13 protein-coding genes are annotated in these 12,966 nt (G+C 67.6%); 6 read left to right on the forward strand and 7 right to left on the reverse strand.

The genetic code is table 11. The features are described 5' to 3' along the window. Positions 1-126 precede the first annotated feature (126 nt). Positions 127-1,176, forward strand: a complete 1,050-nt coding sequence (locus DES44_RS18700) for a LysR family transcriptional regulator (protein ID WP_083525213.1) — start codon at positions 127-129, stop codon at positions 1,174-1,176. Positions 1,177-1,433: 257 nt separating this feature from the next. Further along, positions 1,434-2,348: a YecA/YgfB family protein gene (locus DES44_RS18705; protein WP_198164874.1), complete on the forward strand. Its 915-nt coding sequence runs from the start codon at positions 1,434-1,436 to the stop codon at positions 2,346-2,348. A gap of 90 nt (positions 2,349-2,438) precedes the next feature. On the opposite strand, the gene DES44_RS18710 is transcribed toward DES44_RS18705, so the two are convergent. The 3 genes from DES44_RS18710 to DES44_RS18720 all read right to left on the reverse strand — a co-directional run bounded on the left by DES44_RS18710 (position 2,439) and on the right by DES44_RS18720 (position 5,816). After that, positions 2,439-3,767 (reverse strand): Hsp70 family protein, encoded by a 1,329-nt coding sequence (locus DES44_RS18710; protein WP_058933307.1) that lies wholly within the window; start codon positions 3,765-3,767, stop codon positions 2,439-2,441. Between the two features lie 94 nt (positions 3,768-3,861). Then, positions 3,862-5,187: a D-amino acid dehydrogenase gene (locus DES44_RS18715; protein ID WP_058933306.1), complete on the reverse strand. Its 1,326-nt coding sequence runs from the start codon at positions 5,185-5,187 to the stop codon at positions 3,862-3,864. Between the two features lie 14 nt (positions 5,188-5,201). Then, a complete protein-coding gene (locus DES44_RS18720; protein WP_058933305.1) occupies positions 5,202-5,816 on the reverse strand; it encodes a LysE/ArgO family amino acid transporter in 615 nt (204 codons plus the stop codon). A gap of 118 nt (positions 5,817-5,934) precedes the next feature. Here DES44_RS18720 and DES44_RS18725 point away from each other — a divergent pair, with 118 nt between their 5' ends. Further along, positions 5,935-6,867 carry a LysR family transcriptional regulator ArgP gene (locus DES44_RS18725; RefSeq protein ID WP_058933304.1) on the forward strand — a complete coding sequence of 311 codons (933 nt, stop codon included), beginning with the start codon at positions 5,935-5,937 and terminating at the stop codon, positions 6,865-6,867. A 190-nt stretch (positions 6,868-7,057) separates the two neighbouring features. On the opposite strand, the gene DES44_RS18730 is transcribed toward DES44_RS18725, so the two are convergent. Next, on the reverse strand, positions 7,058-7,324 hold the full coding sequence (locus tag DES44_RS18730; protein ID WP_147307138.1) for a hypothetical protein: 267 nt from the start codon (positions 7,322-7,324) through the stop codon (positions 7,058-7,060). Positions 7,325-7,596: 272 nt separating this feature from the next. On the opposite strand from DES44_RS18730, the gene DES44_RS18735 reads away from it, so the two are divergent. Beyond that, complete coding sequence (locus tag DES44_RS18735) at positions 7,597-7,818, forward strand: hypothetical protein (protein ID WP_058933302.1); 222 nt, start codon at positions 7,597-7,599, stop codon at positions 7,816-7,818. A 100-nt stretch (positions 7,819-7,918) separates the two neighbouring features. On the opposite strand, the gene DES44_RS18740 is transcribed toward DES44_RS18735, so the two are convergent. Then, positions 7,919-8,341, reverse strand: a complete 423-nt coding sequence (locus DES44_RS18740; protein ID WP_058933301.1) for a universal stress protein — start codon at positions 8,339-8,341, stop codon at positions 7,919-7,921. Between the two features lie 298 nt (positions 8,342-8,639). On the opposite strand from DES44_RS18740, the gene DES44_RS18745 reads away from it, so the two are divergent. Continuing rightward, positions 8,640-9,476: a metallophosphoesterase gene (locus DES44_RS18745; protein ID WP_058933300.1), complete on the forward strand. Its 837-nt coding sequence runs from the start codon at positions 8,640-8,642 to the stop codon at positions 9,474-9,476. Positions 9,477-9,562: 86 nt separating this feature from the next. Here the strand turns inward: DES44_RS18745 and DES44_RS18750 are convergent, their stop codons facing one another. After that, positions 9,563-10,363, reverse strand: a complete 801-nt coding sequence (locus tag DES44_RS18750) for a UPF0149 family protein (RefSeq protein WP_058933299.1) — start codon at positions 10,361-10,363, stop codon at positions 9,563-9,565. A gap of 196 nt (positions 10,364-10,559) precedes the next feature. Here DES44_RS18750 and DES44_RS18755 point away from each other — a divergent pair, with 196 nt between their 5' ends. After that, positions 10,560-10,805 (forward strand): hypothetical protein, encoded by a 246-nt coding sequence (locus DES44_RS18755; protein WP_058933298.1) that lies wholly within the window; start codon positions 10,560-10,562, stop codon positions 10,803-10,805. Between the two features lie 222 nt (positions 10,806-11,027). Here the strand turns inward: DES44_RS18755 and DES44_RS18760 are convergent, their stop codons facing one another. Continuing rightward, positions 11,028-12,899: a phosphoenolpyruvate carboxykinase (GTP) gene (locus DES44_RS18760; RefSeq protein ID WP_058933297.1), complete on the reverse strand. Its 1,872-nt coding sequence runs from the start codon at positions 12,897-12,899 to the stop codon at positions 11,028-11,030. Positions 12,900-12,966: the final 67 nt, after the last annotated feature.

The following is a 12,966-nucleotide window of genomic DNA, read 5'->3' on the forward strand; positions in this document are numbered from 1 at the left end:
GTCTCCGCAAGGCGTTGGGGCCGGGTGGGGGATTGGAGGATTGGGGGGATGGGGCCAGTCTAGGCAGCGCGGATGGGCTTGCCTAGCCGGGTACGACGGCCAGACTGTTCAGTACACTGAACAATCATGGCAAAGTCAAAAGGCGAAAGCCGCTCCGTCAGCCCCTCCGTCAGCTCTTCCGTCCGCCGCTCCGACGGTCACAGCGCCAGGGCCGATGCACCCGCGCAGCCGGTGACGTCGCCTCTGCGCGCCGAGGCGCGCGACGAGTGGCTCTGGCCGCAGCTTCAGGCCCTGGTGGCCATCGGCCGTCTGGGCAGCTTCACCAAGGCGGCGCAGCGCCTGGGACTGTCCAAGGCCGCCATCAGCCAGCGCGTGGCGGACCTGGAGCATCACCTGGACCAGCAACTGGTGCAGCGCACCACCCGCTCGGTGCGGCTGACCGACGCCGGCCAGCGCCTGATGGAGCAGGCCGAGCCGGGCATGGCGCTGCTCAACCGGAGCCTGAGCGAAGCCCGCGAAGCCGCCGGCCAGCCGCGGGGCGTGCTGCGGGTGACGGCCCCGGTGGCCCTGGGCCGCCAGCATGTGGCCCCGTCCCTGGTGGACTTCTTCGAACGCCATCCGGCCCTGCGCATCGAACTGGACCTGACCGACCGGCTGGTGCCGCTGGCCCAGGAAGGCTTCGATCTGGCCATCCGCCACACCAGCCAACCGCCCGACACGCATGTCGCGACCCGGCTTTGCGCCTCCCGCGCCCTGCTGCTGGCCAGCCCCGCCTATCTCGGACGTTTCGGCACGCCGCAGCATCCGGCCGAGCTGGCCCAGCACCGCTGCCTGCCCTACCTGCGACCCGGCCCGGCCCAGTGGTTTTTCGAGCGCCAGACACCGGCGCTCGAACGCTTGCGGGTGCCGGTGCAGGGCCTGCTGCGGGCGGGCAACAGCGAGGTGCTGCGGGACGCGGCGCTGTCCGGACTGGGCCTGGCGCTGCTGCCGGATTTCAGTGCGCGGGACGCGCTGCGCCGTGGTGACCTGGTGGAGGTGCTGCCGCAGTGGCGCGTGGTCGGCTTCTTCGGGGATTCGATCTATGCCATTCACCCATGGAGCGGTCACACCCCGCAGGGCGTGCGACTGCTGGTGGAGCATCTGCGGTCGGTGATGAGCGCAGGGTTTGCGGCTTGAGTTTTGCGGCTTGAAAGCCGGACCGCACAAAAAAGGACGCCCGACCAGCGAGCTGATCGGGCGTTGCAAGTCCTAGAAAGGACGTCGTTGGGATCGGTGCGCCCCCTAAAGAGCGCCTGGAAGTGACTCTAGGGCGAACCCTGAGCGGCGGACATCCCCAGGAGGTAGGAGACCTGTGAGAAAAAGTCAGCAGGTGTAAGCGCGACTTCATCATGCGGAAAATCGTCGGACGGGAGGGCCTCCCGGATAATGCCGGCATGAGTGCCTCCAAGCCTTCGTCGAAAAAGCCTGCCCCGCGCGGAACCGGCACCGCCGCCAAGCCGTCGGGTCCGCGGTCCGCGTCTGCATCCGGCCCGGGGGCGAGGTCGTCGGCCTCCCGTCCTGCCGGTGCGCCCTCCACAGGGCCGTCCAGCCGTCGGCAGGCCGCGCCCACCTCGTCCGCCCCTGCCGCCTACGTCCCCCGCACCCCGGCACCGCCCGAGCCCTGGAGCGACGAGGACCTGGAGCGCCTGCAATCGCTGCTGGACGAGGTCGCGCAGCGGTCGGAGCCGCTGGACGTGTCCATGCTGGACGGGTTTCTGGTCGGCGTGATCCTGCAGCCGCGCCCGGTGGCCTTGTCGGCCTGGTGGCCCTGGGTGCTGGACAGTGAGGAAGGTCAGGCCCCGGCCGGCGTGGACGCGCAGGCACTGCTCCAGTTGGTGCAGCGCCGTTTCACCGAGCTGCGTCAGGCCATCGCCGACCGTCAGTGGTTCGACCCCTGGGTCTTCGAGCTGGACGAGGAAGCCTCGCCGTCCGACACCGTGCTGCCCTGGGTGGCCGGATTCGCGCTGGCCACGGATGTGTTCCCGGGCTTGATGGGCTTGGACGAAAGCCAGCTCACCGAACCGCTGGCGCAGCTCTACATGCATCTGGATCCGGACGATCTGGAAGATGCGGACGCGCTGCTGGAGGAGATCGAAAGCCTGGAGCCCCCGGAGGAGCTCGACGAAGCCGTCGAGAGCCTGGTGCGTGCCAGCCTGCTGCTGGCCGATGTGTCGCTGCCCCAGGCGGCGCCGCGTCCGGCGGGTCGCGGCGGACCGCGCTCTGGCGGGCCCCGCTCGGGTGGACCCCGGTCCGGCGGACCTCATTCGGGCGGACCTGGCCGAGGCCCTTCGCCACGAGGACGGCGCTGATCCGAGGTGAATCCAGGGCGGATCCGACGCGGATCCCACCCGCCTGGCCTGGGGACTGAGCCCCCGGCGCGTCAATGCAAGCGGCGCCGCTCAGCCGGCAAACAACCGGGCAGCATGCAGCCCCAAGCCTGTTGCCACCGAAGCGAAGCGGTCCCCGCGCACCTGCTGCGCCTGCGGATAGTCCGCGGCAATGCGCTCGGCCAGCAGCCGCAGCCCGGTGGAGCCCCCGGTGAAATACAGCGCGTCCACATCGGCGGGCGTCAGCCCGGCCATGGCCACTGTCTCGCGGCCGGCGGCGGCAATGCGCTCGATGTCCGATTGCAAGGCGCCCACCGCCGTTTCTTCCCGCAGCTCGACGCTCAAGCCGGATTCGATCAAGCCCAGGTCGATCTGGCAGCCGCCGCCCCCGGACACGGCAATCTTGGCCTCTTCCGCGCGATGGGCCAGCTCATGGCCCAGCCGCTCCTCCAGCACCGTCATCAAGCGCTGGTGGTGGCGCGGCTCCCCGTAGAAGGGCTTCATGTTGCGCAGTTCCATCACCCGCTGCGGGCTGTAGCAGGTGTTGATCAGGTGCCAGGTGGCCAGGTCGAAATAGATGCCGCTGGGCACCTCCCGCGGCGGCTGACCGGCCCGCGCCGGCCCCAGGGCCCGGTAGCCGAATTCACGCAGGATGCCGGCCAGCTCAATGTGGCGGTCGAAGTCGGTGCCGGCGATGTGCACCCCGTGGTTGGCCAGGATGTCTTCCCGGCGCTCGAGCCGCTGCATCCGGTCCGGGCCCACCCGCACCAGCGAGAAGTCGGACGTACCGCCGCCGATGTCGGCCACCAGCACCCGCTGTTCGCGGGTGGCCTGCTGTTCATAGTCGAAAGCCGCGGCAATCGGCTCGAACTGGAACTGCACCTCCTCGAAGCCCACCGCCCGGGCAGCGGCCGTCAGCGACGCCTGCGCCGCCGCATCCCGCGCTGGTTCCCCGTCCACGAAATAGACCGGACGGCCGAGCACCACCCGTCGCGGTTCGATCCCGTCCTGGATCGCCTGCCGGCGCAAATGCTTGAGGTAGCCGGCCAGCATGTCGGCGTATTTCACGCCGCGGCCGCCACCCACGTCGGTGACCTGGTCGATCAGGCTGGAGCCGAGGATGCTTTTCATGGACCGCATCAGTCGGCCGTCCACGCCCTCCTCGTAGGCCGCCATCGCCGCACGACCGAAGGCGCGCGGCGGACCGTCCGCATCGTGACGGCCTTCCGCGAAATAGAAGACCGCCGTCGGCATGGTGGTGTGGCGGCCCTCCAGCGGCACCAGGCGCATGCCGCCGGTGAGCTGGCCCCCCTCCTGGGCAGGCACGGCCACCGCCGAGTTGGAGGTGCCAAAGTCGATTGCGCAGATGTCGCGCGGCAGCGCGCTGGAGGTGGAAGCCATGATGCGGGCCGCGGGGGCGCCGTCAGCGGCGCTGCGGCGGCCCCACGCAGATCTGAAGGGGGGCGCGGATTCTAGACCGGCTTGGCGCCCGCGCTCAGGCCGGCACCTTGCTGCGCGGCTGAGCCGCCGGGAGCGCATCCCCGTAGAAGCCGAAATTCAGCGCGGGACGCTGCCCGCTCATCAGCTCCGCCAGCGCGCGGCCGGAGCCGGCACCGTGGGTCCAGCCCAGGGTCCCGTGGCCGGCATTGATCCACAGGTTGGAGGCCTTCAGGCTGCGGCCGATGTAGGGCACGTTGGTCGGGGTGCTGGGGCGCAGACCGGTCCAGAAATTCGGCTCGCTCGTGTCGGCCACGCCGGGGAAGAGCTCTTCGTAGCGGCGCACCAGCGACTCGCAGCGCACCTTGGAGGTGGGGCTGTCGAGGCTGGTGTCCAGGCCCACCAATTCGGCGGTGCCGGCAATCCTGACATGGTCGCCCAGGCGGGAGATGGCGATCTTGCGCGCGTCGTCCAGCAGCGAGATGGTGCTGGCCTGCTCCGGCTTGAGCAGACGCATGGTCGCGGAGTAGCCCTTGGCGGGGTAGATGTTCAGGGTCTCGCCCAGCGGCTTCATCAGGCCAGGCGCGTAGGACGCGAGTGCCACCACGTAGGCATCACCCTTGAGCCATTGCGACTGGCCGGTCTCGCGGGAGGTGATCTTCACACCGGCCACTTCCTGGCCCCGGGCACCGCCCTGCGGCTGCAAGAGGTTGATGTCGTGGTTCCACAGGAACTGCACGCCACGCCGCGCGGCCAACTGGGCCAGGGCCTGGGTGAACACCCGGGCATCGCCGGATTCATCGCTGGGAGTGTAGGTGCCGCCATGCACATATTGCGAGGCATTGCGCAGCGCCGGCTCGATGGCCAGCACCTCTTCCCGCGACAGCACCCGGCGGTCCACGCCGTGGCGGCGCATGATCTCGGCCCCTTGCGCACCGGCTTCGAAATCGGCCTGGCTGCCGAAGAAGTGCAGGATGCCGCGCTCCAGCCGGTTGTATTCGATGCCGGTCTCGGCCACCAGCGCCTTCAGCGACTCATGGCTGTAGCGGCCCAGATGCACCAGCTGCTCGACATTGCGCTCGAAGGCGGAGGTCGTGCACTGGCCCAGGAAGGACAGCCCCCAGCGCCACTGGGCCGGGTCCAGGCGGGGACGGAACAGCAGCGGAGCGTCGTCCTTGAGCAGCCATTTAGCGACCTTGAACGGCGCCCCGGCATTGGCCCAGGGCTCGCAGAAGCACACCGAGATCTGGGCCCCGTTGGCGAAGCTGGTCTCCAGCGCCGCATCGGGCTGGCGGTCCACCACCACCACATCGTGGCCCTGCTCCATCAGGTACCACGCGGTATGCACGCCGATGATGCCGGCGCCCAGGACGATGACTTTCATGTGGAACTCCTTGTTCAGCCCAGCGGGCGCACCAGCAATTGCAGGCCCAGCCAGGCCATCACGAGGGCGATCACGGCGTCGATGCTGCGCCAGACCACCGCGCGGCGCAACGGCGCCGCCACCGCTGCCGCGCCGAAGCCCAGCAGCGAAAACCACATCACCGAGGCCAGGCTGGCCCCGGCTGCAAACGCCATCCGGGCGTCGGCCGGCTGCTGAGCGCCCACCGTGCCGAGCAGCACCACCGTGTCCAGGTAGACATGGGGATTGAGATAGGTCATGGCCAGGGTGCTGCCCAGCACCGTGCCCAGGCTGGCGGTGCCGACCTGGGCCTGCAATCCGGCCTTGGGCGACAAGGCGCGCCGTGCGGCGGCGAAGGCATACACCAGCAGAAAAGCCGCCCCGCCATAACGGAAGGCAGTCAGCAGCAGCGGGCTGGCGGCAATGAGGCTGCCCAGGCCAAACACCCCAACGCAGATGAGGAAGACATCCGACAACGCACACACCGCCACCACCGGCGCCACATGCTGGCGCATCAGGCCCTGGCGCAGCACCAGCGCGTTCTGGGCGCCGATGGCCACGATCAGCCCGGCACCGGTCAGCCAGCCTTGAAGGAGCGCGGTGGAAGCCATGGAAGGAAGGGGCGAGTGGGGCCAGCGGCCGCGGGTGGGGTCGAAGGGCGAATTGTGGTGGGGCGCTCTCCGATCATGAAGCGGCATTAATATCTCAGCGTCATCATTAGGACAGCTTATGAAAGACCTGGATGCTGCCGGGCTGGACTGCCTGGCTGCGCTGGCCGACGAGCGCAGCTTCGAGCGGGCGGCAGAGACCCTGGCCATCACCCAGAGCGCGGTGTCGCAGCGGCTGCGCAGCCTGGAAGCCCAGGTCGGGCAGTTGCTGGTGGTGCGGTCCCGCCCCCTGCGGCTGACCGAGCCCGGCAAGCGCCTGCTGCGCTATGCGCGGCAGCTGCATGCGCTGCGCTCGGACGTGGTGCGGGAGCTGGGGGTGCGGGCGTCGACGCCGGAGCGGCTCCCGATCGCGGTGAATGCCGACAGCCTGGCCACCTGGGTGCTGCCCGCCCTGGATCCGCTGGTACAGCGCGGCCTGCGCGAGGGCTTCGGGCTGGAGCTGGTGGTGGACGACCAGGACTTCACCCACGACTGGCTGCGCCAGGGGGAAGTGCTGGGCTGCGTGACCACGGTGCGTCAGGCGCTGCGCGGCTGCGTGGCGCTGCCACTGGGGGTGATGCGCTATGTGGCGGTCGCCAGTCCGGCCTTCGTCCAGCGGGAACTGCCCGGCGGACTGGTGGCGTCGGCCATCGCACAGGTGCCGTTCCTGGTGTTCAACCGCAAGGATGACACGCAGCAGCAGTGGGTGCGGCAGGCGCTGGGTCTGCGTGCGGCGCGGCTCAATGCGCGGTATGTGCCGTCCAGCGAGGCCTACGTGCAGGCCGTGACCCGGGGGTGGGGGGTGGGCGTGGCGCCGGAGCTTCAGATCCGACCGCTGCTGATGCGCGGGGACCTGGTGGCGCTGCGGCCGGACATCCATGTGGATGTGGCGCTGTATTGGCACCAATGGAAACTGGGCGCGGACGGTGATGCTGCCCAGGGAAGTCCGCCGTCCTTGCTGGATCAGATCGGGGAAGCGCTGGCGCTGGGGGCCAGGGAAGCCCTGCAGGTCTGAGGGCAGGGGGCAGTGATGCGGGCTGATGCCGGTGTGAGGCAGGGTCCCTACGCCGTGTCCTTATACGACTTGCCACTACGCCGTGTCACTACGCCGTGTCACTACGCAGGGAGGTGATGCCGCGTTGGTGATGCCCGTTTGTAACAGCGGGGGACCTAGCAGCCAGCGGTTCGCGGCCGGGGCCGCGGGTTCAGCGGCTCGACGCCAGATGGACCGAGGTCTGCGTTTCCGGGTTTCCGGCATGCACCGACTGGACGGTGGCGACCCGGGGGGCGACCGGCGCAGAATGGGTCACAGGCATCGCCGGACGCAAGGACGCGTGATGCGAAGGCGCCGCGCCCATGCGCAGTCCCTGACGCTCATGGGCTTGCTGCACGTTGCCGGCCAACCAGGCGGACATCGAGACCACGGTGCCGACGATGGTCCAGGTGAGTGATCGATGAATCAACGGAGACATGAAGAGGTGCACAGGCGCGCGAAGGACACAAGAGCGGAAGCATAGTGATCCCCGTGGTCGGGGGGGGTCCTACCAAAGTGGGGTACGTGGTTATTTGGCTGCACTCTGTCGCAGGTTGGCACCACTTTGTGTGGATTTGTGAACGTGTTTTTCTTGAGCCCCCAATTTGGGGATTTGCCTGAGGACAACTTCCCCCACACTGTGGCATAGCAACGGCGCCTCGAGGTTCCTGGCGTCGGGCGTTCACCCCGTGCTTTTCGACGAGGTCCATCATGCGAATCGCCTCCGCCCTGCGCCTGTTCCGTCGCAACAGTCCCGGCACCCAAGAGCCCGAGCCGGCTGACATGGGGACCGCCTTCGGCATGGAGGCGAGCTTCGGCGATGCCAGCGAATACGAGGACTTCCGACGGAGCGACTACGGGCTGGAATCGCAGACCACGCCTGCGGCCGCCATCGAGTCCCCCTTGTCCTGGATGACGGCTCGGCGCAGCTGAGCCGGTTGCGTGCCCGGGACCTGACCGGGGCCGGGCGGTTCAAGGAGGCATCTCAGGTGCGCATCTCAGGCGCGGGTCTCAGGTGCGCGCTTGCGTGCGGTCAGCGGATCAGCAGCACCGGCACCTCGCAGGTCGCCATCACCTTGGTCGCGACCGACCCCAGCACCAGATTGCCCAGCGTGGTGTGACCATGCGAGCCCATCATGAGCAGGTCGAACTTGTTCTTGGCGGCGATGGTGGCAATGACTTCCGCCGCATGACCGGCCTTGGTCACGTACTTGGCGTTGATGCCGCGTTTGTCCATGAATGCGCGGATCGGTTTGAGCACCTTGGCCGCTTCGTCGTCGTAGTACTCACTGAGGACGGCCTTGTCCAGGACGGCGGCGGCCCGAGGCGGGACCGGGGGCACCACATGCACGACGGTGAAGTCATGCTGGTCGCCCAGCCACTCGTCGTGCGCCGCGAGATAAGCCAGCATACGCTTGCTGTAGACACTGCCGTCGACGGCTACCAGGATCTTCATGTCGCAACCCTCCTTGCACCCCGGTCGGGGCTCTGGGTGAGTGTGGCACTGAAACTGCTCGCAAAAACCTGCAGCAGTTCAGCAAAAAGGGCGGTCGCTGACATGTCGCAAAGTCGGCGGATCATTCGCGCTCTTGAGCCGACAATGGCCGCAGGTCCCGGCCCTTTTCCAGGGCTGACAGAATCGAGGCCCGACCTGCGCCTCACTGCCCCGTCGCGCCGGGACGCCCCCTGAGCCCCGGCTCCAGACGACGCCCGCGCAAGCCGCCTCCCCTCGACTGACAAGAAGTTTTCCCGCTGTGCGCCTCCAACTGATATCGGACCTCCACCTGGAACGACAGATCGGCTTCAAGGCCGTCCCCCTGCCCGAGGCCGACCTGCTGGTGCTGGCCGGTGATGTTGGCTCCTATCAGGCCGGCTCCGAGCTCGTCACCGACGACTTCGGGCTCGGTCGGTTTTCCCCGCTGCGCGCGGACACCGGCTGGAAGCGGGTGCTTTATGTGCCGGGCAACCATGAGTTCGACGGCCTGGAGTACGCGCCCACCTACGATCGGCTGCGTCGCACCTGCGAGGATCTGGGCATCGAGTGGCTGGACCGGGAAGTGCGGGTCATCAACGGCGTCCGGTTCCTTGGCACCACGCTGTGGAGCGACTTCGACGCCCTGGCCTCGCGCCTGCCCACGCCCACCCAGCAGCTGGCAGCGCGTGGCAAGGCATTTCGAGCGGCCAACTATTACCTGAGCAAATATTCGACCCTGCGTGGGGGCCGCCACCTGCTGGCGGAGGACCTGCGGGAGATGGCGCTGGACTGCCAGGACTGGCTGCGAACGCAGCTTGGCACCCCGTTTGACGGCAAGACGGTGGTGGTGACCCATTTCGCGCCCAGCCTGCGCAGTGCCGACCCGCGGTACGGGCTGGCGCCCGGGACGGCGGGGTTCTGCAATTCCCTGGACGAGCTGATTCCGCTGGCCGATGTCTGGATGCACGGCCATCTGCACTGCATGAATGACTATGTGGTGGAGACGCCGACCGAGGGCGGCGGACTGCACCGGTGCAGGGTCGTGGCCAATCCGCTGGGCTATGCGCGCAAGGGCGAGCAGGAGGATTACCGGCCGGGGCTGATCGTGGAGATCTGAACGCGGCGAGTGCGCAGCGGGGTGCGCGACGGGGTGCGCGGCATCCGCGCGCGCACCCTCAGCCGTCCGTCAGGCCGGGCGGGGTTTCAGTTGGCCCCGTGGCACTGCTTGAACTTCTTGCCCGAACCGCAATGGCACGGGTCGTTGCGTCCGAGCTTGGGCGTCTCCCGGCGCACCTGCTCCACATGAAAGCGCTGGGTTTCCGTCGCGGCCTGCAGATCCACCACGGTCAGCACCAGGTCTTCGATGGCGTCGTCCAGATCCTTCAGCGGATGTTCGCGGTTCAGGGTGTCGACCACTTCCTGCTCTTCCGGCGTCTCCACCGGCAGATGGCGATACAGACGGGCCAGCAGCGTGTCGATGTTGTCGTCGGCCTGCTCGTGCAGGTCGGGGAAGGTCACGGCAGCGTATTCGAAGCCGCCCACCCAGGGCATGAGCGTGCGGGTAATAGGGTCGGAGGGGAGCGCATCGGCTTCCGCTTCGGCAGTTTCAGAGGTTTCAGCCTCCGTGGCCGCAGCCGGTGCCTCGCCCGCTTCCACCTGAGCAGCCGCCTCAGCCTCAGCTTCGGCTTCCAGGTCCAGCACCACCGGATAGAACCAGCCCTGCTCCAGCATGCTCTGGTTCAGGGACGCAAACCGGCGCTCCACCAGGCCGCGGATGCGCGCCAGCCAGGCGGGATCCACCGACTCCGGCAAGGGCTTGCCCTCAAAGTCGAAAATTGGCGGCAGCCATTCCTCGATCGGAATCAGGCGCGGCTGCACCAGGACGCCGCACAAGTAGCCGTCCAGCATGGACGTATCCAGGGCTTGCAGCGGTTCCGGGGTCTGGGCGAGGAGATCGTCGAGTTCGGCGAACTCGGCGTCGGTCAGGTCGTGGGCAATGCTCATGGGCGGATTGTCGCTGCTTAAGTGGCGCCAGGCGTGCCCTGCCGGCCCGAACCGCCCGGCGGTACAAGTTCACGTGGCATTCACGCGGCTTATGGAGCGGATTCCATCCTTTCATTGGCGGAGCGTCTAGGGTTAACCCTAAACTTCGTTCCGTTGGTTCTACAGAGCCATCAAACCACCAAAAAAAGGAATCGCCATGAGCGTCGCTACTCAAACCTTCGGTCTGCCGGTTAGCCGCACGGTGCGTCGCGGCGGCACGTTTGCCACCATCGGTGCCCGTGTCTGGGCCCGCAGCATCAGCAACATCAAGGCCCGCCTGGAAGCCGCCCGCATCGCCCGTTCGGAGCGCGAGCTGCTGTCGCTGGCAGCCCAGTATGAAGAGAGCATGCCCTCCTTCGCTGCTGAACTGCGCGCCGCCTACGCCCGCCGCAACAACGGCTGATTTGAGCCTTCGGATACCGGTCCGCAGCGGGACAACGGTGTTGTGATGTAAGTGCCGGCTCCTGTGCCGGCTGTTGCCACCGCTGCCCACTGGTGTCCACCAGAATCCAAAAAGCCCACCTTGCGCGAGCAGGGTGGGCTTTGCTTTTGGGCCCAAGGCACATGGGCTCCGGCTGGCGCCGGGAGGGTTTCACCAGCCGCCCCGGGGGACGGCCGGCGTCGCTCAGGCCTTGGCGGCCAGGCGAGTTTCGATGCGTGCCTTGGTGGCCGGCAATTCCGCTGGCAGGTTGTAGGCCAGTTGGGTGAACAGCTCGTCATGCAGCTTGAGCTCGGCGGCCCAGTCGCTGTCCGAGATGTGGGTCACCGTGTGGAACTGCTCCGGTGTGAAGGCCAGGCCTTGCCAGTTCAGGTCTTCATAGCGGGGGCTGGTGCCGAAGGCATGCTCTTCACCGCGGCCCTGCCCTTCCACGCGCTCCAGCATCCACTTGAGCACTCGCATGTTCTCGCCGTAGCCCGGCCAGACGAACTTGCCGTCCGCGCCCTTGCGGAACCAGTTCACGCAGAAGATCTTGGGCAGCTTCGCGCCGGACTGGGATAGCTTGGCCCCCAGGTCCAGCCAGTGACGGAAGTAGTCACTCATGTTGTAGCCCATGAAGGGCAGCATGGCGAACGGGTCACGACGCACCACGCCCTGCTGGCCGGCAGCCGCTGCGGTGGTCTCCGAGCCCATGGTGGCAGCCATGTACACCCCTTCCACCCAGTCGCGGGCTTCGGTCACCAGCGGCACGGTGGTCGAGCGGCGGCCGCCGAAGATGAAGGCGTCGATCGGCACGCCGGCGGGGTTGTCCCAGTCGGCGTCCAGCGCCGGGTTGTTCACGGCGGAGACGGTGAAACGGGCGTTCGGATGAGCGGCCTTGGCGCCGGTAGCCTTGGCGATCTCCGGCGTCCAGTCGTTGCCTTGCCAGTCCACCAGATGGGCCGGCGGCGTGTCGGTCATGCCCTCCCACCAGACGTCGCCGTCGTCGGTCAGCGCGACGTTGGTGAAGATCACATCCTTGTTCAGGCTGGCCATGCAGTTGGGATTGGTCAGCGCATTGGTGCCGGGAGCCACGCCAAAGTAGCCCGCTTCCGGGTTGATGGCGTAGAGACGGCCATCCTGACCGGGCTTGATCCAGGCGATGTCATCCCCGATGGTGGTGACCTTCCAGCCTTCGAAGCCTTGCGGCGGGATCAGCATGGCGAAATTGGTCTTGCCGCAGGCGCTGGGGAACGCCGCCGCCACGTGATGCTTCTTCCCTTCCGGCGAGGTGACGCCCAGGATCAGCATGTGCTCGGCCAGCCAGCCCTGGTCGCGCCCCATGGTGGACGCAATACGCAGCGCGAAGCACTTCTTGCCCAGCAAGGCATTGCCGCCGTAACCGGAGCCGTAGGACCAGATTTCGCGGGTGGCCGGGTAGTGGACGATGTACTTCGTCTTGTTGCAGGGCCACTTCACATCGGCCTGGCCCGCTTCCAGCGGCGCGCCGACGGTGTGCACGCAGGGCACGAACTCACCGTTATCGCCCAGCACGTTGAGCACGGCACGACCCATGCGGGTCATGATGCGCATGTTGACCGCCACATAGGGGCTGTCGGACAGCTCCACCCCGATATGGGCGATGGGCGAGCCGATCGGGCCCATGCTGAAGGGCACCACATACAGGGTGCGGCCGCGCATGGCGCCCTTGAACAGCGCCTGGTCGCCGGTCTGGAGCAGCTCGCGCATGTCCTGCGGCGCCATCCAGTTGTTGGTGGGGCCGGCGTCTTCCTTGCGGTCTGTGCAGATGAAGGTGCGGTCTTCCACACGGGCGACGTCGCTGGGGTCGCTCCAGGCGAGGTAGCTGTTGGGGCGCTTGGCTGGGTTCAGCTTCTGGAAGGTGCCTGCGTCGACCAGCTGCTGGCAGAGACGGTCGTACTCTTCCTGGCTGCCGTCGCACCAGTAGACGTCCTTGGCTTCCGTCAAGGCAGCGATTTCCGCCACCCAGGCGATCAGTCGCTGGTGTTTCACGTACGCGGGCACGTTCAAGCGCAGCCCTTCCATCACGGGTTGGTTCATGGTGTTTCCGATTTGAGGATATGAAAAGCGGGATTGGGTCAGCGCCTGGGGGACGCCTCGTCGGGGT

It is taken from the genome of Roseateles depolymerans (assembly GCF_003387155.1).
Classification (GTDB): Bacteria; Pseudomonadota; Gammaproteobacteria; order Burkholderiales; family Burkholderiaceae_C; genus Roseateles; species Roseateles depolymerans.

Bases quoted from the DNA above. Each gene is read 5' to 3' on its own strand.
- DES44_RS18715 (WP_058933306.1), bottom strand. From the start codon at position 5,187: ATGAAAGTCATCGTCCTGGGCGCCGGCATCATCGGCGTGCATACCGCG.
- DES44_RS18725 (WP_058933304.1), top strand. From the start codon at position 5,935: ATGAAAGACCTGGATGCTGCCGGGCTGGACTGCCTGGCTGCGCTGGCC.
- DES44_RS18755 (WP_058933298.1), top strand. From the start codon at position 10,560: ATGAGCGTCGCTACTCAAACCTTCGGTCTGCCGGTTAGCCGCACGGTG.
- DES44_RS18720 (WP_058933305.1), bottom strand. From the start codon at position 5,816: ATGGCTTCCACCGCGCTCCTTCAAGGCTGGCTGACCGGTGCCGGGCTG.
- DES44_RS18760 (WP_058933297.1), bottom strand. From the start codon at position 12,899: ATGAACCAACCCGTGATGGAAGGGCTGCGCTTGAACGTGCCCGCGTAC.
- DES44_RS18740 (WP_058933301.1), bottom strand. From the start codon at position 8,341: ATGAAGATCCTGGTAGCCGTCGACGGCAGTGTCTACAGCAAGCGTATG.
- DES44_RS18700 (WP_083525213.1), top strand. From the start codon at position 127: ATGGCAAAGTCAAAAGGCGAAAGCCGCTCCGTCAGCCCCTCCGTCAGC.
- DES44_RS18730 (WP_147307138.1), bottom strand. From the start codon at position 7,324: ATGTCTCCGTTGATTCATCGATCACTCACCTGGACCATCGTCGGCACC.
- DES44_RS18735 (WP_058933302.1), top strand. From the start codon at position 7,597: ATGCGAATCGCCTCCGCCCTGCGCCTGTTCCGTCGCAACAGTCCCGGC.
- DES44_RS18710 (WP_058933307.1), bottom strand. From the start codon at position 3,767: ATGGCTTCCACCTCCAGCGCGCTGCCGCGCGACATCTGCGCAATCGAC.
- DES44_RS18705 (WP_198164874.1), top strand. From the start codon at position 1,434: ATGAGTGCCTCCAAGCCTTCGTCGAAAAAGCCTGCCCCGCGCGGAACC.
- DES44_RS18750 (WP_058933299.1), bottom strand. From the start codon at position 10,363: ATGAGCATTGCCCACGACCTGACCGACGCCGAGTTCGCCGAACTCGAC.